Here is a 21,693-nt window from a genome sequence, read left to right as displayed (position 1 = left end):
CTCAGCCTGGATCAGGCGAACAGAAAATCCTGCTCTTCAAGTTCTGTGAACAGCGTGTCCAGGAGACGCAGATTGAGTCCCGGTGCTGCGACCGCGGTGGATGCACCCTGTTGCTCGAATTGTAAATCTTGGAAGCCGTTTGTCAGTGAAAGGGTTTGGAGGTCGATGTGGTCAACTCCTGACTGGTTGAAATCGATGATCACAACCTCAACGCCCGGGTTAGCGGCTGACACGACCAGCCAGTCGTTTCCGGTTCCCATTCGATACATCAGACTGCTTAGCGAGGAAGAAATCACGGTGTCGTTTCCACCGGCCGCATCGACTTCTGCAATGCCGGTGAGGATGGTGTTGGTGAAGTCGAGAGTCCTGCTGTAGTTGGTGTCACGAATGATGGTATCACCGAGCCCGATGAATTCCTCAACCCCGTTGTCGTACCCATTGACTCCGATGATGGTACCGTTGGTTTCTGCGACGGCGATGGATAGCCCGGTACCGTTGTCGAAGGAATCGAACCCCTGATTGGTTCCGCTATACAGCCATGTCACGGCCATATCGCCAGCAGCGAGGACATCATCGCCGGTACCACCTCGGTAGACACCATCGCTGAGGTTTGAAGCGTTGACGGTGTCGTTTCCACCGGCCGCATCGACTTCTGCAATGCCGGTGAGGATGGTGTTGGTGAAGTCGAGAGTTCTGCTGTAGTTGGTGTCACGAATGATGGTATCACCGAGCCCGATGAATTCCTCAACCCCGTTGTCGTACCCATTGACTCCGATGATGGTACCCGTATTGACTCCGATGGCCCGGTCTATGCCCGCGCCGCCTTCGATGGAATCAAAACCGTTGGCTGCGCCCGAATACAGAAATGCGTCATCGCCATCGCCACCGTCAAGCACGTCGTTTCCAGTACTGCCGATGATGATATCGTTACCACTGAGGCCGATAATTGTGTCATTGCCACCATTGCCAACGATCAGATCCGAATCGGAAGTTCCTGTCAGATTCTCACTGTAGTTGCTGCCAACGATTACATTTTCATAGGTGCCTCTGAATGTTCCGTACTCCAGCAGTCGCTCAAATTGCTCGAATCCGGTGAGGCTGAAGCCAAGGGTCGAGAACACGAACGTCGAGTCTGACAGACCGTTGTCCAGATGGGTCTGATAAGCAAGAAACTCTGCTTCTACGGCCGAATTCGTCGCTTCTTCCAGCGACACCACAATTTGAACCAGATTACCTGTGCCAGCACCTCCCGTGATCAGCTGACCGCGATCTCCTGGTTCCACAGTGACGGGGCCGGAGTTTGTGACCGTGACCTGGGTCACCACAATTGTTTCGTTGCCCGCCTCATCCACAACTCGCAGAGCCACGTCCTGCTGGAATGGTGCCGTTGATCCCAAATACGCCGTCGCATCATAGACACCATTTGCATTGATATCCCATCCGTAGTTGGCAACACCCGACAAACCATCTGTGGAAGCATCTCCGCCCAGTTGGACGATGTTGCCTTCTTCGACCGTAAACGGACCACTGTGGATGGCTGTCGGTGCCGTCTTATCAATTCGCACGGTCAGTATCTGGAGCGCTTCGATGTTTTGTGCAAGATCGACTGCCTGATAAGTAATTGTGTGAATCCCTTCGTTCGACAGCAGAATGGTCTGCGTGTTACTGAACGTTATCTGCACGGGACCACCGTCGATTGAATACATCAGCCCGGAGACTCCGGAACCTCCGGTATTGTCTGTAGCCGTCAGGACAACCTCAACGTCGGTCCTGTTCCAGCCAGCGGAATTGGGCGCGACAGATGGTGTTGCAATGGTTGTCGGCGCGATGGGATCGGCTGCAGCAACGATGAGTCCTCGATTGATCAGGTTGTTGCCTTCGTTCACTTCTGTAATCAGATTGCCCGGGTCAACAATAACCTGAATGTCTCGCAGCCCAGCTCGACCACTGGTGTCAAAGTCCACACTCACTGTCTGGCTGGTGCCGACCGCAAGGCCGGGAACCGTCACTTGTCCAATCATTTGAGAACCATCAAGGAACCGTACGGTAAAGGCATCGGATGCTTCGTCGCCGTCGTTGTGAACCGTCGCGAAGATCGTCACGCTGTCGCCTTCGGTCGGTGTGTCGGACGAATACGTAATGTCGCTCGGCACGAGGTCCGGGTGATCCCCAACGAGGAACTGAATGAAGTCCCGGTTGTTGTTTTCTTCGGATTCTCCGATCAGATTGCCTTCGTCAACGACAATCTCCAGCAAATGGAAACCATCGCCAACCGGAGCGTTAAACGTGAACGACCAGGTGCCGCTTTGTCCGGCGCCCAGATCCGTCGGAGTGGTCGCGGCACTGCCAATGACCATGCCGTCGATTCGCAGTTCGGCCGTTACGCCCGTTGCTGACGCCAGTCCACGGTTTTGCACCGGTACAGATACGGTCACGCTGTCGCCGGCCCCTGGATTTGAATCTGACAGGGCAAAGTCTTCTGCGCTGATCTGCAGATCGGCAAGCGGCGTGGCCAGAACCTGCAGATTCTTCGACGCCTGATTGTTCGTTTCCAGAAGCTCCGTTACTGCAGATCCGGAATCAATCACGATACTGACGGAATGCGGTCCAACAGTGTTGAATGACGCTGGCAGGGTCACCGTAGTGGATTCACCCGCAGCCAGAGTTGCAATATGCACGGTACCGAACGCGACGCCATCCCTGAGGAACTGGACATCAAAGTGATCAGCCGCGATCTCGCCCGTATTGCTAACCGACATGCTCACATCAAACAATTGATTCACCAGTGGCGTGCTACTGGATAGTGTGATCAGATTCGCCTGCAATTCGGCAACTGGATTGTGAACTTCAATCGTCTCAACCCACGAGTTGTTTGTTTCATCCGACTCAACAATCGAGTTGTCGGCATCTACGACGACAGAAATCTGTCGCGATCCACTCGTCCCCGGATTCGCCTGAATGGACACAAACTCCACGCCACCATCCGCTGCCACAGAGGGCACCTCAACGGCGCCCAGAGGGCTGCCATTATCAAAGAATCGCACCAGAACATTTGTCGCAGCGCTGCCGCCGGTGTTCACCACCTTCGCTGTCAGAGTTACCAGATCGGTAGTTGCCGGAGTTTCATCCGAAAACTGAAGGTCCACTGCGATCAGATCCGGAATGGCTTCCAGTACAGTCACAGACAGTGCACCAGTGTTGTTGGTTTCGCTGTTTTCGATGACCAGATCGGCTTCGTCTACCCGCACGCTGACGGTATGAACTCCCGGCGACGCGAATGCGTGTGTAATCGCGACATCCGTAAAAGTCTGTGATGTTAAATTGTGAATCGCCTGACTACCGATCAGGATGGCTCCGTCGTAGAAGTCGACCGACGTTGTCCCCGTAAAGTCGTCACTACCCACGTTGTAAACTCGGGCGCTTAGTGTGACCAAACCGTTGATGATTGGCGTCGCATCAGAGGAAGCAACCAGCCCATTGTTTGTCACCAGGTCGATACCCCCCGAAGGGGCCGTGACCGTGAATGGCAGCGCCAGGATTGTGCTGGTGGTCCCATCAGAAACGGTCACCTGGGCGACATAGTCGCCAGGAGCCACAGGGGAGTCGAAAGTCAGCGAAAACGTGCCGGTACTGTCCGTGAAACCGGTTTGGGTTAGCCCAGTACCCGACACACTTACGTTCACCGTGGCACCTGCAGCGGGCCCGGCCGCATTCAGGCTGGAAAAGTAAGATGCTGTTCCGGACAGAGTCAGCGATGTTCCTGGCGCAGCGCTGCCTGCTGATAGCGAACCCGCCAGGTCGATCACGGTGTGGACGGCACTGTCCACCAGGATCGACCGGGTTGCCACATTGTCAGATTCGATGATCTCCGCAATCAGGTTGTCGGGATCAATTTCAACGCGGAAGACGTGCACTCCATCAGTCGCCAGGTCGATGTCCGCGCTGATGCTGGCCGTTCCACCTGCCGTAATCAGCGGGATCGTGTATGTCTGCAGCACACGCTCGCCTGTCACCGGTTCGACAATGGTCAGTCGCACGGGGACGTTGATGGCATCGTGCAGCGAACTGTTATGCACCGTGGCGGAAGCTGTGACTGTCTGCCCAACGCCCGGATGATCATCCGTCAACGAGATCCCGGTCGCATTCATATCCAGACCACCGCTGAGAACCAGGATCTGACGAGTGGCTGAACTGGTATTTCCGGCAACGTCAACGGCTGCCACCTCCACAGTGACCTGACCGAGTCCCTCGTCGCCCGTCAGCAGGCGGCTGTAGGAATAGCCGGGCAGACTATTGCGAGTGGCAGGTTGTCCGCCAATCCGAACAATTGTGCTATTACTCAGGGTTTCAGATGAATCGAATGTCACCGTCAGAACCGTGCCGACATCGGCGGGACTGTGATCCGGAGTGATGTTTGTAACCACAGGGTCCGTGAAATCCAGCGTCGTGATGACCGTGGTTGTGCCAACACCACCGTCGAGACTGGTCGCGGTTATCACGACATCGACTGCGCCCTCTGTTTCCGTTCCTGTAACGGTGTAGGTGAACGTATACAGCGATCCGTTTTGAGCGGAAAGGACTGCTGAATGACCATCGATGACAACCGTGGGCGTTGTGAGCAGGGGTACGTCGACTTCAAAAGTGATCGAAATCGCATCGGCCGCTTTCGCCGGATTCGGTCCGACATCCACATTGGTAAAGACGGGAGTCGTCTGACACTGTTGCCCGGAATCCGGGATACTGCCTGCATTCAGTGTCATCGAATCCAGGTCGAACGCGGCCGCCAGATAAAGTCCGTTGCCGAGATCCAGGCCGGTCTTGGTAAGGAAGTCACAAACACGGCTACCGAACTGCAGAATCTCAAACGCATCACCATTGACGGGGACAAAACCATTGACAATGGAGACCTGAAGTGTGCCGTCCAGGATAGCTGTTCCAGTCACCAACAAACGATCGCTGTCGGTACCCGGTGCTGTTCCGCCAATGTCAATCGCGACGATACCGGCCGTTTCGTTCTGAAAGTCGCCATCAATAGTCAACAGGCCGATCGTATGGCCGACCTGAACACGTCCGGATGTGTTGACGACATCGGCCCCGACAACCCCGTCACCGCTTAACGTTGTGGAAGTCAGCAAATGCAGACGATGGCTGGCTAGTCGCCCAGTCCCTCTTGCCGCTATCTGGACGCCCTGTATATCTGTCTGGGCGGCGAGCGTCCCGACATTGACGATTCCGTCCCTTTCACCCGTCAGTGAAGACGCCTGAAAGAGATTGCCGTGCGTCCAGCTTTGCAGAAGCGGCATACTCACGATGCTGCCGTTTCCGAATCCATCCGAATCAGCTGCCGAGACGGCGACTGCTCCGGTTGTGATTTCAAGCAGTGCAGGCAGGTTTACCACGCCGCCGTTCCGGGCTCTGAAGGCCACGTTACCGTGTCGCCTTGTCCCGTCAGCGACGGTGACGGAAGGAAATTCCAGGCGGCTGCCAGCACCGTCCGCGAGAATTACTGAGGCAGAATCTGTCGTTCCGCCGATTCTTTCCATTGCCGGAAAGGTCAGAACATTTCCCCCGCTCGCAAGCAGGCTTACGTTTACCGTGGTCTGCAGCGAATCAACATTCACTGTTCCGCCATCACCCCATGTCAAAGATGATGATCCGAACTGGTTGCCGTCTATCCAGTATTGCAGGCTGGACAGGTCGATCAGGCTTCCCGCATCAAACGCGGAGATGACCGTCGTTCCGTTGACGTTGTCAATGACGGACGACATGTCAATGACCCCGCCATTCCGTGCTCTGATTTCCGTTGCGCCATGACGATTGGTGCCGTCCATCGTCGTCAGTACAGGGAACTCAATACGACTGTCGGAGCCCTCAGCAAGAACCAGTGCAGATGTGTCGCCGCCCCCCTGCATGGCTGTGAGCGCCGGGAACACCAGCGTGTCTCCGGTGTTCGACACGATCCCCACACTGCTGATCGTATGAAGACTGTCGACCGCAACGAACCCGCCTAGTCCCCACGTCACAGACGAATGATTGAACTGATTTCCGTCCGTCCAGGTCTGAAGGCTCGACAGATCAATCAAACTGCCCGCATCGAATGCCGAAACCAGTGTGGTGCCGTCCAGATTGTGAACAACGGCAGACATATCGATCACGCCGCCGTTGCGGGCCCTGAGGTGAGTTGCCCCATGGCGATTGGTGCCATCCATCGTGGTCAGTACGGGAAATTCTATCCGGCTGCCAATTCCGTCGGCAAGCAGAACGGCTGTCGTATCCGACCCTGCACCCATATGTGTCAGCGCGGGGAACACCAGCGTTTCGCCGGTATTTGCGGTGACGCCGATACTGTTCATCGTCAGTAAAGAATCAACGTTTACCACTCCGCCGTTGCCCCAGGTTACGGACGATGACCGATTCTGATTCGCATCGGTCCACGTCTGCAATCGGGAAAAGTCGATGAGACTCCCCGGGTCCATTGCGCTGACCTCCGTTGTCCCTGACGGAATCGTCACAAGGTTGCTGAGGTCAATCACTCCGCCGCCCGTCGTCTTGATGGCCACGCGACCATTTCGTCCGACGCCTTTCAGCGATGTGATCCCCGTCAGCTGCAGTTTGCTGCCAGCTCCGTCGGCCAGCAGATTGGTGTCACCGTCTGTTGCCGCCGCGTAGCTTGTGGCATTGGGAAGTTCAATCACGCCTCCGTTGTTCGCGATCAGGCTTGTCACGCTGAGTGTTGTCGGCCCCGCTCCCAGAAACGTCGCACTCGGGCCCGAAACTGTCAGGGTCGCATTCGATCCGGCAAACGCGCCATGAACGACTGATGTGGCCGTCACCGTCAGTGATCCGCCGGAAAGATTAAGTGACTCACTGCTGGTCAACGAGCGAATTGTTGTGTTGGTTCCTGAATGTGTAACGGTAATGTCTCCGGCGACGTTGATTACGACATCATCGTTTGCCCCGGGAAGAGTGTCGCCGCTCCAGTTCAGCGGATTGGTCCACAGGAAGTCGCCTGCATCCCCGTCCCAGTACACGGACGGAATCAGTTCAACACCTGCAGATACAACGTTGCTGAAGTTGTCGGTGGTGTCTTCGGCCTGAACAAGAAACGTGTGTGTTCCTGCCGCGAACGTCGCCGGAGCCGTAATGCTCCAGCCATCCGTACCATCCGTGTCCGTTCCAAATAACTGATCGATGCCGGTGTCCAGCAGGCCGTTTTCATCCGTGTCGTGATAAAACCGTACGGCAGCCACATTGAGATTCGGATCACTCACCCCATCAGCTGTCAGCGTCAGATCAGCGCTCTGCAGAATTGGATCCGGCGAGGCACCCAGTGTTGCGATGACAGGAGGATCGTCGCCAATAGCACCCAGAACCAGACTACCTGCGCTGTAAGTCGGATACAGAATCTGATTGCCGGGCAGGTTGAGCCCGTTCATGGCATCGAAGTCGCCTGTTCGTGAACCAAACGTCAGAATCTCAAAATCATCACCATCAGCCGGAGCAAATCCATTCACCAGCGAGATGTTCAATGCGCCGCCCAGAGTCATTGTTCCGGATACGTTAAACTGATCGAACTGTGTGCCTGCCGTCAGTCCGCCAATCTTCAGAGAAAGCGATCCGCCGGGGAGTTGTTCGAATTCCCCGTTCAGCGTCAGCCCTCCGGTCAGGTTGCCATGCGAGCCTCCGATTCGAAGGTTGGTTCCGTTAACCAGATCGGCATCCAATGTACCCACCGCCGCAAATGTGGCTCCGGAAAGTACGTTCAGCTGACCGGCTGACACAGATCCGGATTCGGCAAAGATCGACACTCGCTGGGAAACATCATTCGCCCCGACCCCCAGTTCGACATTGCCCGAGTCCATCGCCTGAATGGTCAGGTACCAGACGGAATGTCCCTGATTTCCGGCGTTACCTTCCAACACCTGCAGCCCAGACAAATCAATGAGACTGTTCAGGCCGGTGGCGAGAATCGTGCTGTTGTTCACCGTGAGTCCGTGGTATTCCGCTACACCAGACACATCCAGCACGCTGCCTGCGGATGCGTAAAGACTGGTTCCTCGTAGAATCGTCAGGGATGACAAATCAATCCGGCCAACATCGGCCGTTGTCATACTGTTCAGAGAATTCCCCGTCACCTCGGTCAGAGATTGGAGATTGATCAGACTGTCCGTCCCCAGAGCATCCTCGCCGGATGATGAGTAATTGACCTGCAGCGTCGAGGTCTGGACGTTACTCAAATCAACAAGACCGCCGCCAAGAGCTTCTACGATGGAAAAGAAGACGGTATGGCCCTGTGACCCGGCGGCTCCGACAAACGAAGTGAGACCGGACAGATCCAGTACGCTGCCCTGACCATCCGCTCGAAGGTTTCGAGTGGACCCGAGGCCGCCGTCGTAGACTGTTGCGCTGGACATGTCCAGAACAGCACCGTTAGTGGCCTGAAATCCAGTCTTCAGGATGGTGCCGACAATAGGAGCATCAATCTGCCCGGGACCAGACGCGACAAAGTTGGCTCCCTGCCCGGCACCAGCGATTTCTGTCAGGCCCGTGAGATCTAAGCGGCTGGGTACGCCCATGCCATCGGCTCCGCTGACACTCACCCACGTCTGGTTGCTGATGGTGACGGTCGACGACAAATCGACCAGTCCGCCATTGATCGCTTCGACGGTTGAATAGAACGTTGTATGACCCTGAGTTCCCAGAACACCGGCAAATGACGTCAGTCCGGAAAGATCCAGCACGCTGCTTTCGCCATCGGCACGCAGAATGTTGGCGGCGTTGAGGCCACCGTCATACGACGTGGCGCTCGACAGATCCAGCGTCGCCCCGGCCGAGGCAATCAGTCCTGCCGTTTGAATCGTATTGACAATCGGCGCATGGATGATGCCGACATCTGCGGCCCACAGCACAGACCCACGTCCAGTTCCGGCCAGGTCCGTCATGGCGGCCAGGTCCACCCGGCTTGCTACGCCCTGACTGTCCTGACCACTGGCTCTGATGTAGGTCTGATTCCCGACACTCACAGCACCAGATAAGTCGACTCGGCCGCCGCCGTATGCATTCACGTTGGTATAGAAGACCGTATGGCCCTGAGTTCCACTTGTTCCGTTGAACGCCGCAAGTTCCGACAGATCAATGAGGCTGCCTTCGCCATTGGCTTCGATCGTTGTATGGACACCGCCGTTGGTCGCGAACACCGTGCCGGGACCGAACAGCAGTTCTCCTCCGCTTGTGGCACGCAGATTTGTTGTATTGATTGTCGCCCCTGCAGAAAAATTCAACACGGCGTCCGAGCCGATGGCTGTCGTGGTGCCCCCCGTGATGGTCGTCGCCGCCGAAATGAGGGAAGGCGCTGCCACCGTGAGATTGGTCAGATAGAGGTTGAGGCTTTCCGAACTTTGCAGACTGTTGACAAAAACATTTCCAGTGACTTCCACGGTGATATCACCAGCGACATCAATCGAAACATCGTCGGCTGCTCCCGGAAGAACGTCACCACTCCAGTTCAGTGGATTGGTCCACTGCAAGTCACCCCCATCGCCGTCCCACATGACTGCTGATAACAGCGTCCTGGTCTCCAGAGTCTGCGTTGCAATGACGGGCCCGCTGCCAGGAGCCCTTTTCAATCCTGCATGGGTTCTGCGCCGCTGCTTCCGACTTCCGGCTAACTTTGTAAGTTCACGCAGAAATGTTCGCACGGTCATTCTTCACCCTTTCGATTTCATCGCGCAGGAATATGTGAATCGCAACATTGGCAGAGACTGTCAGTGTTCAGCAACGGTGCAGCGCACAGGTGTGGTTTCACAGCAGAAGCTCAGCCCGCGCGCAGCGTGAGCCTTACCACGCATGGGCATCTGAAATTGCCCACGAGTAGCGCTTCATAAGTCATGAGCCGATTCAAATTTGCGTTTTGAAAACAATTCGGACCAACACAGACTTTTTTTTGGAAATTGTTTCGCAATGATGTTGGCTTGTGACCACGTATGAGTGCCTGTGCAGTCGAAAGACGGACAGGAGATATGAGCGACACCTGCAGGTCTGAATACGCCCTGCCTGGACAGTTACCTGCCTGGACCATTACCTGACTGAGCGAAGCTTCTTCAGACTGTGTCGTTCCAAAGCGTTTCACGAACTCAAACCAGAGGGCCCTCAAATGTCTGGTAGTGCGAGTGTTCCGGAAACCTCGGTTGACCTGGCGGAAGCTTACGTGAGCAGTGATGATTCACGGGCGGCCGATCGTCTTTATCACAGACATCGGGATGCAACGTTGAAGCTTGCTGCCAGCGGCATGTCGAATCAATTGCAGGTTCGCGTGGATCCGGAAGACGTTTATCAGTCTGTGAGTCTGATTCTTCTTCGCGGATTGAAGAAACGACAATTTCGACTGGTGCGTGCCGGAGACCTGCGGGCGCTGTTAGCAAAGCTCACGCATCGCCGGATTCAGAAGAAAGTCGAACAGAATACGGCGGAGAAACGCTCATTCTACAGAGAAACAACTCTTAGCTCGGGCAACCAGCCTTATGTCGCCGGGCGACTTGAGCATGTCACGTGCACAGAGCAATACGATGCGACACTGCTGCTGTCGCGCCTGCAGGATCCGCTGCACCGAAAAATTGTTCGAATGATAATGGACGGTATTCCGGTGGCAGAGGTAGCTGCCTCCTGTGATTGTTCGATGGCGCGAATCCGGCAGGTGCTGCGTCAAATTTCCCGGAGCAGGATCGCGGCAACTCACCATGAATCCTGACCATATTCTGGATGCTTTCGATGCTGCATGGGCTGCCGCTGAGAAAGCGTCAGGCATTCCGCCTCGGATTCAACAGTTCCGCTTGCCTCAGGATGATCCTCACGAAGCCGAACACTTCCAGAACCTCGTCGAGATTGATCTTGAGTACCGCTGGCGGCAACGCCCTGCCGAACAGGAAACTGCGTCCGACAAGTCAGCAACACCGTCCCTCCGTGACTACGTCCCGCCCGGAGCTGATTCGAAGGCCTGCAGAATTTTCTCTCCCGCGTTTGTCGCCGACGCGTACCGGGCCGCACTGCAGAATGGACAAACGGCAGCCCATTCAGACTATCTTCCATTTGCCTTTGATCAGGACCGAGCCCGTCAGCTTCTGGGCAGGGTCGATGCCGATTATGAGGCTGGTGGTCCGGAAACTGGCCGAATCGACAGGGACAGGTTCTGGCTGAGAAAGATCAACAAGAAAGGTTGGCCTTCTCTGCCGGACTATGATGTGATGGCGGTTCTGGGTCGCGGAGGCAAGGGAATCGTCTACAAGGCGCGGCAATTGTCCCTTGACCGAACGGTTGCCATCAAGACGCTTCGAGCAAACGGTGATGCCACTGCGACTGATCTTCAAAGGCTGCAGAACGAAGCAAAGATACTGGGCAGTCTGCACCATCCGAATATCGTCACTGTGTATTCCCTTGTGCAGGCGGACGATCAGTGTTTTCTGATCATGGAATATGTGAGTGGCAGCGACTTATCCAAACGGAGTCAGAATGCCCCGATATCCATACGGGATGCCGCGCTATACATGCAGGTTGTCGCTGATGCGATTCAGGTTGCTCATGAACATGGTGTTCTGCATCGCGATATTAAACCATCTAATATTCTTCTGGATGATGCAGGGGTTATTCGCGTCACGGACTTTGGGTTGTCCAGACGCCTTCAGGCGGCAGGTGCTTCAGACCCACTGACAGCCACAACAGAAGTTCTCGGGACCCCCGGATATATTTCGCCGGAACAGGCCAGAGGACGGAGTCGGGAACTCGATGAAACAGCCGATGTATATGGTATGGGTGCAACTTTGTATTCGTTGCTTGTCGGAATTCCACCCTTTACCGGACAGGATGTGATCAGCATATTGCAGCAGGTCTGTGAACGAATTCCGACGCCACCTGGAATACTGCAACCGGATATCCCGCGAGACCTTCAGACAATCTGCATGAAATGTCTCGAAAAGCGTCCTCAGGATCGATACCCCACGGCGAAAGCTGTTGCTGAGGAATTAGGCCGTTTTCTGCGCGGAGAATCAATTCAGGCTCGCCCGCAGAGCGTCTTTTATCGCGGTTTCCGGTGGTGCCAGCGCAATGTTGCACTGGCAGCGCTGCTCTGCAGTGTTGTCGTGTTGGCGATTGGCCTGATTGGTTCTTCGATTGTGCGTAGTGTTGAAAACGCAAGAGCACTGGAACGTGAGCGAGCAGCTAACGGAGAATTGCATGACAATCAAATCCGTCTGGCGCGTCTTGAGTATGATGCGAATGAGCTGGGTAACGCAAAACGCATTCTGCAACTGCTGGAACCAACGTATGACAAGCAGTATGGCCCTCCCTGGGAATGGAAGTACCTGACCGGATTGCTCGACGACAGTGAATTTCGCTGGCCCATGGCATTTGGCGATGCTGTGTGGATCGGCGCACTGGCCTATTCGCCGGATGGCCGCTTCATCGCAGCAGGCAATCGGGCGCCCAATTTTGATTCCACACAAACAGGATCAAAAGGACGCGTCACAATTCGAGATGTATCGACTGGTCAGATCATCAAAGAATTTACGGACGTGATGTCGATCATGGATTTGCTTTATATGGACGGTGGAGCGGTCCTGGTCGCTGTCGAGATGGATATGGGGATTCATGGTCGTTCCTTCGGGTATGGTCCGGCCACCGTGCGACGATGGAGCACCGACACCTGGGAAGAACTTCCACCCATCTTCACCAATCGACCTGTTGCTGAGGTCTACCCAGCTGGTGAATCGCTGTTCGCAGTAACGCTTGCCCAGTCGCCGGAAATAAAGGATCAGGACCTGCTGTTGTATAACCTCAACGACATTGGTCCTCCGTCAACGATTCGGCAGTGGCGAGCGAGCGAAGACTTTGCCGGCTTCGAGGTAGAACGAGCTGATGGCACGTTCGAAGAGTTTCCTGTGCAGCGAACGGGATCGTGGGCCCGCCAGTTTCTGCACGGCAATCGGTTTGAGGTCAGTGTCGCCAGGGTCGCCAGGGGCAGCGGAAGTACCGGAAGAGGCGGGGTGACGGTATCAGTGTATCAGAAACCGGGTCGGAAACTGGTCCGAACCATTGACGTTCGGTTTGTCGAAACAATGGCCTTTGATTGTGAAGAACGGCAGTTGGCCATCGCGACGAACCGAGGTGAAATACGGGTTTGGGACACAGAGACGTGGATGGAATTGCAACCGTTTCGGGGACACATGAACCAGGTCAGAAGTCTTGCATTTAGTCCCGATGGAAAGCGGCTGGCATCAGGTGACTGGGATGGGACCGTTCGGATCTGGGATCTTTCCAAAGCTCCCGGCAGCGTCGATACCGGGACACCAGTTCTCAACTCGGCCCTCGAATCGTTTGCATGGAACGACGAGGCGCAGCTGGTTTCACTAATTGCTGGGGAACCTTTGAAGTTTTTCCCACCGGGCTCGCAGGCCGCTGTTCGATCTCAGGAGCTTCCATTTCCCCCTAAACGCCTTAGTCCCGGAAGGCTTTCTGATTTGAATGATGATGGGACTCTGATTGCCGTCGCGTCTCGGGACGACAATACAGTGATGGACCTGCGCGATACGGTGTCCGGAGACGTTGTTGTCAGGTTGCCGGCACATGGTGTGCGCGTGTCTTTCGTGAAGTTGAATCCGAATTCAGTTGCAACAGCCGCATGGTCGTCCGGAATTTTTAATCCACCGCTTCCTGAAGACGGGGAAATCCGACTGTCGGACCTGCGTGGTAACGAACTGTTCTTCGTCCGGGCAGAAGCAACTCGAGTGCATCGGCTTGCGGTGTCCAGGGACGCTTCTATGATCGCCGCCTCCTGCGAACAGTTTACGGATGCTGGCGAGTCTCACTGTTTTGTGCGGGCATGGAATGTAGGGACGGGCAATCAGATCGATGAGTTCCCTATAAGTCACTGGGGCCTGGGTCTGGAATTCAATCCGGCAAATCACCTGCTGGCGGCAATTGCATTTGAAACGGGTGATTTGACGATTCGCGATGTGACCAAAAGGATCACGATAGCGCACAAACAAAATTCTGCACCGGAGATTCAGGATTTTTGTTTCAGTCCGGATGGGCAGCGCCTTGCAGGAGTCTCGCGAAGGCAGTTGATCCTCTGGAACTGTAAAACGCATCGGCAGGCGTTCGATTTGCCGCTCCGGGAATTTGGTGACGACATGGCCTACAACGCGCGAGTCCGATTTAGTGCTGACGGAAATACCATCATGGCGAATCAGGCGGATGGAACGATTCGGTCCTGGGGGATTGCCGGCGGGAAAGAGTGAAGCGAAGCCGTTGCATCCCGGAGGTTAAGACGGGATGCGACATCAAGCGGTCACTGGTCAGTACTCCGCTGATAGAGCGCATTTGTCCGGATGTACTCTTCCACGGCTGGTGGCGTCAGAAATCGCAGAGAGCGGTGATGGCTGGTACGGTCGCGGAGCTCGGTCGCCGACACATCCGTGCCAGGCATGCGGACGAATTCAACGGTATTCCCGATCTCAGGGCCGGTCCACTGGATGGCCTGTCTTCGATCGGGCAGGGCGTATCCGGGACGATTGCATACCACCAGTTGGGCGATTTCTGCGATACGGTCGGGTTGTCTCCAGGTGAGCAGATCCTGGAGTGAATCGGCTCCGATGATCAAATACAATTGAGCTTCCGGGAACTGGATTGATAGTTCTGCTAACGTGTCGACGGTAAAGGATGGCCCTTCACGATCGAACTCACGGCAGTCCATTGTAAATTCGGGGTATGCAGAGATTGCCAGTCTGAGCATCTCCGCCCGATCAGACTGCGGCGAGATCAACCGGCCAGGTTTGTGGGGTGGCTGTCTTGCGGGGATGAAACGAATCTGATCCAGACGGAGTTCTTCCCGACAGGACTCCGCCATCAGCAGGTGTCCATAGTGGACAGGATCAAAGGTTCCGCCAAGAATCCCCATGCGCATGTGAAGGCTCTGTTTTCGTGTTCGGTGTTCACAATTTCCATTTTGACGGCAGCAATGGCCAGCCCTGCTGCGTGCTTTAAGGCCGTTTGCGTCTCACAGACGTCAACGATAATGGTTTCGACCAGTCATGTCAGGTAAGGCCCAACGATTTCAAATCAGCAGCGAGTATGCCCCGGCAGGCGATCAGCCCAAAGCCATTGATGCCCTTGTCCGCGGCATCAGTGAAGGCAAGAAGACACAGATGCTGATGGGAGTCACGGGTTCCGGCAAGACGTTCACAATGGCGAACGTGATTCAGCAGGTCCAGAAGCCAACTCTGGTGCTGTCGCACAACAAGACGCTGGCCGCTCAGCTGTATTCAGAATTTCGCGAATTCTTCCCCAACAACGCCGTCACGTATTTCGTGAGCTACTACGACTACTACCAGCCGGAGGCCTACATCCCGCAGCGCGATATCTACATCGAAAAGGATGCGTCCATCAACGAAGAGATCGATCGACTTCGGCTGCTGGCCACCAGTGCCCTGGTTAGTCGGCAGGATGTCATTGTGGTCGCCAGTGTCAGCTGTATCTACGGCCTGGGAAGCCCCAAAGACTATCTGTCGATGATGATTCCGCTGCATGTGGGACAGCAGATTGATCGTGATGCGCTTTTGATGAAGCTGATTGATATTCAGTATGATCGAAACGACTTTGATCCCGGTCGCGCGCGATTTCGCGTGCGAGGAGATGTCGTCGAAGTCTGGCCTGCCTATGAAGAGTTTGCATATCGTGTCGAACTCTGGGGCGACGAAATCGAAAAACTCAGCATGATCGACCCTGTGTCCGGCAAGGAATCTCAGTCACTGAAAGAGATTTACATTTATCCGGCCAAACACTTTGTGCTGCCCCAGTCTCGCATTGATGCGGCGCTGGATGAAATCCGCGAAGAGCTGGAAACAACGCTCGAACAGTTCCGCAAAGAGGGCAAGTTGCTGGAAGCCCAGCGTTTGGCTGCGCGAACGCGTCACGATCTTGAGCTGATGAAGGAAACCGGTTTTTGTCCGGGGATCGAAAACTACAGCCGTGCGCTGGCCGGGCGAAAACCAGGAGAAGCGCCGTACACGCTTTACGACTTTTTTCCCGATGATTTTCTAATGTTCATCGACGAATCGCATGTCACGATTCCTCAGATTCGCGCGATGTATGCGGGTGATGCGGCTCGGAAGAAGACTCTGGTCGAACACGGATTTCGCCTTCCAATGGCGCGGGATAATCGACCGCTGAAGTTTGAAGAATGGGATCAGAAACGATCGTCAACCGTTCTGGTTTCGGCGACTCCCGCAGACTGGGAACTGGAGCAAACCGAAGGCGAAGTCGTCGAGCAGGTGATTCGGCCGACAGGGTTGGTCGATCCCGTCATTCATGTGATTCCGGCTCGTGGCCAGGTTCAGCACCTGATTATTCAATGTCAGGAACGCATTCAAAAAAAAGAACGTGTGCTGGTGACAACCTTAACAAAACGCCTCGCAGAAGATCTGACCACTTATATGAAGGAAGAGGGATTAAAGTGTGAATGGCTGCACTCAGAACTGGATGCCATTGAACGCGTGGAAATTCTGCGTGAGCTGCGTGAAGGTAAACACGATGTTGTTATTGGTGTGAATCTGCTGCGGGAAGGATTAGACCTGCCGGAAGTTTCGCTGGTTGCAATTCTGGATGCCGATAAGGAGGGGTTTCTCCGCAGCGAAACCAGCCTGATTCAAACGATTGGCCGGTCTGCCAGAAACGTCAATGCTGAGGTGATCCTTTATGCCGATTCGGTGACTCAAAGTATGCAGCGTGCCATCGATGAAACCAACCGTCGGCGTAAACTTCAGATCGCTTACAACGAAGAACACGGCATTACACCGGAAACGATTCAGAAGGCGATACGTCGCGGTATCGAAGAAGAAATCTCTGCCCGGAAGATTGAACGCGAATCTGCCGGGATGTCAGAAGAGTCACAATTTGTGACTCAGGAGTTCATCACAGAACTCGAACGCGAAATGCTGGAAGCCGCCGAATCGCTGGACTTCGAACGGGCCGCACATCTGCGTGATCGGATCACAGATCTGAAAACACAAATTGGTCAGCCGCTTCCGGAAGACGAAGGTGCTGATGCACCGGGTTTCGCATCCCGGGGAAAGAGCAGTGGACGAGGCAAAGGCAGGGGCCGCCGCGGCTCGGGGGCTCGCCGGAAACGATAATCAGATTCTTCCTGATCCAGTGCCTGCCTTCAGGTAAAGAAACGGCTGGTAGTTGTGAGTCAGGGGCTTTCATTGCCATCGCGCGGTAACGCAGGACAATCTTGTTCGTTAAAGTGTGCAGTCGTCGGGAACACTTGTTGGACTGTTTGTTCGTTTCAGGAAAGACAGACTATGGATTCTACTGCAGCACAGAGCGGATCGCATTCACCGGGACCGCAGTCCGGGGACGCATTGCATCGACGACAGTTGTTAGCATGGGCTGCCTTCGGCGCGGCGGCGATGCCTGCTGTTTCTTCGGCAAGTTTAAACCAGGATGTAGTTCCCGGGCGCCGGTTCAAAATGAAGAAGTCCATCAACCTGTGGGCGTTTCCCTATCCCGACCGAATGACTCTGCGGCAATGCCTGGAACTGGCGGCGGATGCTGGTTTCGACGGCATCGAACTGAACTACGATCTGGACAGTGAACTGTCGCCGAAGTCCGGGACAAAGGAATTCACCGCGATCCGACGAATGGCCGAAGAAATTGGTATTGCTGTCAGCGGATTGTGTTCGTTTCTGTTCTGGCCTTACCCGTTGACGAGCAACGATCCGGCAGAACGTGCTCGTGGAATGGAACTCGCGGGGCTGATGACACAGGCAGCCCATGATCTGGGTACGACGAACCTTCTGGTAGTCCCCGGCGCCGTACACATGCCATGGCGGGCGGATCATGATCCGACTCCCAATGATGTCTGTGACAGGCGGGCAAAAGAAGCGGTTGCGAAATTGCTGCCTGGCGCCGAAAAGTTGGGTGTGTCACTGAATATCGAGAATATTTTCTTCAACGGTTATCTGTTGTCTCCGTTCGAGATGGCTGCATGTGTTGATCACTTTTCCAGTGAACATGTGAAGGTGCACTTCGATACGGGTAACATTATGGAATATCAGTTCCCGGAGCACTGGATACCAATTCTCGGCGATCGCATTCGCAATGTGCACCTGAAGGAATACTCAAAGAAGGGCTCCGATCATTCGCTGGAAGCATTCCGACCTCTGCTGGACGGAACGACAAACTGGCCAGCGGTTCTGACCGCCTTCGAGTCGATTGGCTATGACGGCTATTTAACGTTTGAATATTTTCATCCGTATCTGCATCACCCCGAGGCGCTGATCTATCAAACGGGCGACTCGCTCGATCGAATGCTTGGCATCAAAGCATGATGCATGGGAGTCATCCCCGGCGCGAAATGACCTGTCAGAAGCCCGGAGCTGCTTTAGCTTAGCTGTCCGTTGAAAAATCGGGACAGGCACGCAGGACGACTGGAAACCATCGTGTTTTCAGGTCTCCTGCTCGAGCCCTTCCCGGTTGTCAACAGGCTGCTGGGTCGACGCGGGGGGGTAAGACTCATTAATCAAACATGTAGGCAAATCGTTCAAACCTGGGTTCATCGATCCCAAAGTTGCGCGGCGAAGTGATTTCGACGTTTGCCTGCAGGATTGCTTTTGCTTCCGGGGTAACAACGCAATTCCTGAAGGTGACGCCTTTAAGCGATGGATGTTGCACCATGTTTCTGGCTGATTCCGATGTTATCGTCGCCCCCTGCATTTCCAGGTTAAGCAGCCCGTTGAATCGAAAGAGCTCGGTCAGTGATTCCTCTCTGGCTTCTGCCAGAATAAGCGTTGAAACGTTGTTCGCAGCCCGAGTTGAACCGACGAGTTCCAGGAGCGAGCGTTCGCCATCGATCAGGAGTGTGTGGATTGGCTGGGTTTGCCCCAGCCGTTCAAATAATTCATGCGACAAAGTTGAACCACGGACATCCAGGGTATCGATCGGTCCACTTTGAGAAATTCGCATTGCCCCGGAGTGAGAAAGGTCCGTGTCTTGCAGCACAAGATGCGAAGGTTGAAGGGCCAAAATGGCGTCGATCACGTCATCTGTTATTGTCATGCACGACAAGTCGAGTGCATTGAGGTGTTCGAATTGCTTCAGCAGCTGAAGACCTTCACGGGTGATCGGACATCCAGCCAGAGACACATTTCGCAGCGATTCCATATTCAGATTTCTTAGGCCTGTACCGCTGATGTTGTTTCGGGAGAGATTGATCGTCCTGAGGTCCATGTGACTTAGAAATGACAGATCTTCGTCTGTTAATTCGCATTCGAGGAGCGCCAATTCAGCCAGACTGGGTTGCCGGGCGAGCCACTGCAAAGTGGAATCACTCACTGCCGTTCCGGACAGTTTTACCGATCGCAGTTTACGGAAGACGGGTAGCTGTGCGACGCCTTCCGCCGTGACCGAGCTGTGAGTCAGGTCCAGTTCAACGATAAGGGACATATCCCGGAGGTAAGGAATGACGGCATTATCCGCCCCGGGCCCGGTGAGTTTCACCGTTTGAAGCTTTGCTAAATGTCTCAGGATGTGAAAGTCTGCAGGCTCCTCGATACGGCATGCTATGGAGCGAATACGCCCTTGTTGGTGTCCTGCCTGCGGCCGTGAAGGCCCGAGCCACTGCAGATCCGGGGATAGCATCTGGTCATACCAGATTTCCGTTTTCCTGCGTTGAGCTCGCCAGGATTCCACATCGCTGGCATCCACTGCAACCCCCAAAAATCGAACCAGTCTCAAAGACGGATTCGTCAGTTGCTCAATTTCTGCTGTGCTGAACTGGTCGCAACCGGAAATATCGAGATGCTGCAGTCGGGGTAGTTTTGCGATGTGAGGAACAATGGAAGTTGAAATCCGCGAATAACATAGGTTCAACGTTTCAAGTTCTTTGAGCGTCCCTATCACAGAGGCATCTCCCTGGGCCGTCCATTCACATCCTTCCAGCGACAGGTGTCGCAGAGAGGGGAAACCGTTGAGTAGATCGAGTGAAAGTTCTTCGCCGTTCGAATAACTGAGGTCAAGGGATTCGAGCGAACCTGAGGCCAGCATCAAAATTTGCCGCCGCGTCATTGCCGACTCGCGCCAGGTGATTCTTTGAAGGCCTGACAATTCTGTGAGACGCTTAATCAAATGGTCCGTCGGGTCAACGCCTGACAGATCGACATGAGTGACCGAGTTCAGTTCAGAGATCGTATGGAACGATTTCTCGTCATCCCAACCTCGGGGCAGAGTGATACTTTCGACCACCCCGTTTTCATTCGTCGTGAACTGCAAGTCAAGGTCGGCCAGTTGATCGGTCTGGTCGACTGCCGGAAAATGATGGATGAGGAGCATAACCACAACGAGCAGAATCAGGCTTCGCACGATCTGAAAGACTGGCAGGCTTTTCATTCATAGTCTTTGTCAAAAAGAACTGTGGAGTCTGTTGGAGCTGTAAGGGAAGGAGCTCTGAACCAGACGTCCTTAGCTTATCTGTCCGTTGACAAACCGAGACAGGCACGCAGGCGGACTGGAAACCATCGTGTTTTAATGTCTCCTGCTTGAGCCGGTCCCGTTCTTCAACAGGCTGTGCTGCCGATTCGTTGCAGGATGCCGCTGACGGCAAACAACCTGTATCAGAATGGCCACATCCAGGTCTCGCAATCCGGGCTTTCGTGGGCTGAGAGAAACGAACCACCGTTTCCGGGAGACTTCGGGGTGCGGCTATTTTTGTGGTGGGGCAGGGAGCCGCTTGCCATTCGTTGTCAGCACCTGAATCTCATGGGCTCGATGCGGGCCTTCGTAGGTCCAGACAATCTTTTTCTCCGGCGTTACTTCGAAGACCTTAATTCCTTTCTGCGCGTGATAACTGCAGATGACGATGTTCCCGTTGGGTAGCCGCTGTGCTCCGCAGGGATCATCGAAGGGCATGCGGTCAAAGTCCTCGTTTCCGATCTTCCATGCCACTGTTCCGTCATGGTTGAAGATCACTGTTTTGTTGCCGTGGGTCAGGTTGACGAGCACCTGGTTGTTGTCCAGCAGGATGGCGGTGAACGGCCAGTTCTCTGCCGCGCGGCCGCCGAGTTCCTCCAGGTCTGTCGCAATGGTTCGGACGATTTTTCCCTCGGGCGTGTATTCTTTGACTTTGAACGCAAGCAGGTGCGGTACCAGATAGTTGCCATTGGCCAGTTTGCGGGCCATTCGAGTCTGCATGTGTGCGTTGTCGGTTTCCGGTTGCAGCGGCACTTCGATCGCTACCGATCCATCAGTGGTGACTTCCATCAGCCTTGGCCTGGCGCCGAGTTCTGTGATCATGGTGTTGCCGTTCGCCAGTCGAACCGCGGTTCCGATTTCCTGATTGGCGTCCGAAAGCCGGTAATGAAAGACGACTGTCTGGTCAGAAGTCAATTCCTTCACCTCTTTGGCCCAGGCAATCAGGAAGTTGCCATTCGGCAGAACAAAACCATCGCGCGCGCCGGGCTGGCCGGAATCCCAGCCGGTGGATCCATCTTCTTCAATAACGCCTGTGAATGTTGGGCCCGCGACGAAGAACGAGTGTCGAATCTCGTCAGCCCGCAAAGTGCCGGTTGATAAGAAAATCACGGCGAGACTAAACAGAGACTTGCGCAGAATCATGGACAACACACTTTACTTCAGAAGATGAAAAGT

At 54.8% G+C, this 21,693-nt stretch carries 8 protein-coding genes; 4 read left to right on the top strand and 4 right to left on the bottom strand.

Annotated elements, in window-relative coordinates; all coding sequences use genetic code 11:
• Window positions 1-11: 11 nt before the first annotated feature.
• Window positions 12-9,704, bottom strand: a complete 9,693-nt coding sequence (locus tag R3C20_14710; protein MEZ6041754.1) for a CARDB domain-containing protein — start codon at window positions 9,702-9,704, stop codon at window positions 12-14.
• Between the two features lie 449 nt (window positions 9,705-10,153).
• On the opposite strand from R3C20_14710, the gene R3C20_14705 reads away from it, so the two are divergent.
• On the top strand, window positions 10,154-10,747 hold the full coding sequence (locus R3C20_14705) for an ECF-type sigma factor (protein ID MEZ6041753.1): 594 nt from the start codon (window positions 10,154-10,156) through the stop codon (window positions 10,745-10,747).
• Window positions 10,737-14,288: a serine/threonine-protein kinase gene (locus tag R3C20_14700; GenBank protein MEZ6041752.1), complete on the top strand. Its 3,552-nt coding sequence runs from the start codon at window positions 10,737-10,739 to the stop codon at window positions 14,286-14,288. Before R3C20_14705 ends, R3C20_14700 begins: the two co-directional genes overlap by 11 nt.
• Before the next feature lie 50 nt (window positions 14,289-14,338).
• Here R3C20_14700 and nadD read toward each other — a convergent pair whose 3' ends face one another.
• The gene (gene nadD / locus R3C20_14695) at window positions 14,339-14,953 is read right to left on the bottom strand and encodes a nicotinate-nucleotide adenylyltransferase (GenBank protein MEZ6041751.1); all 615 of its coding nucleotides are present in this window, start codon (window positions 14,951-14,953) and stop codon (window positions 14,339-14,341) included.
• Between the two features lie 127 nt (window positions 14,954-15,080).
• On the opposite strand from nadD, the gene uvrB reads away from it, so the two are divergent.
• Both uvrB and R3C20_14685 read left to right on the top strand, forming a co-directional pair.
• The gene (gene uvrB / locus R3C20_14690; GenBank protein ID MEZ6041750.1) at window positions 15,081-17,180 is read left to right on the top strand and encodes an excinuclease ABC subunit UvrB; all 2,100 of its coding nucleotides are present in this window, start codon (window positions 15,081-15,083) and stop codon (window positions 17,178-17,180) included.
• Between the two features lie 339 nt (window positions 17,181-17,519).
• Complete coding sequence (locus tag R3C20_14685) at window positions 17,520-18,380, top strand: sugar phosphate isomerase/epimerase family protein (protein MEZ6041749.1); 861 nt, start codon at window positions 17,520-17,522, stop codon at window positions 18,378-18,380.
• Window positions 18,381-18,567: 187 nt separating this feature from the next.
• Here the strand turns inward: R3C20_14685 and R3C20_14680 are convergent, their stop codons facing one another.
• Window positions 18,568-20,436: a hypothetical protein gene (locus R3C20_14680; protein ID MEZ6041748.1), complete on the bottom strand. Its 1,869-nt coding sequence runs from the start codon at window positions 20,434-20,436 to the stop codon at window positions 18,568-18,570.
• A 312-nt stretch (window positions 20,437-20,748) separates the two neighbouring features.
• A complete protein-coding gene (locus R3C20_14675) occupies window positions 20,749-21,660 on the bottom strand; it encodes a hypothetical protein (protein ID MEZ6041747.1) in 912 nt (303 codons plus the stop codon).
• Window positions 21,661-21,693: the final 33 nt, after the last annotated feature.

It is taken from the genome of Planctomycetaceae bacterium, assembly GCA_041398825.1.
GTDB lineage: Bacteria > Planctomycetota > Planctomycetia > Planctomycetales > Planctomycetaceae > F1-80-MAGs062.
This window is presented reverse-complemented; position numbering and strand designations above follow the sequence as displayed.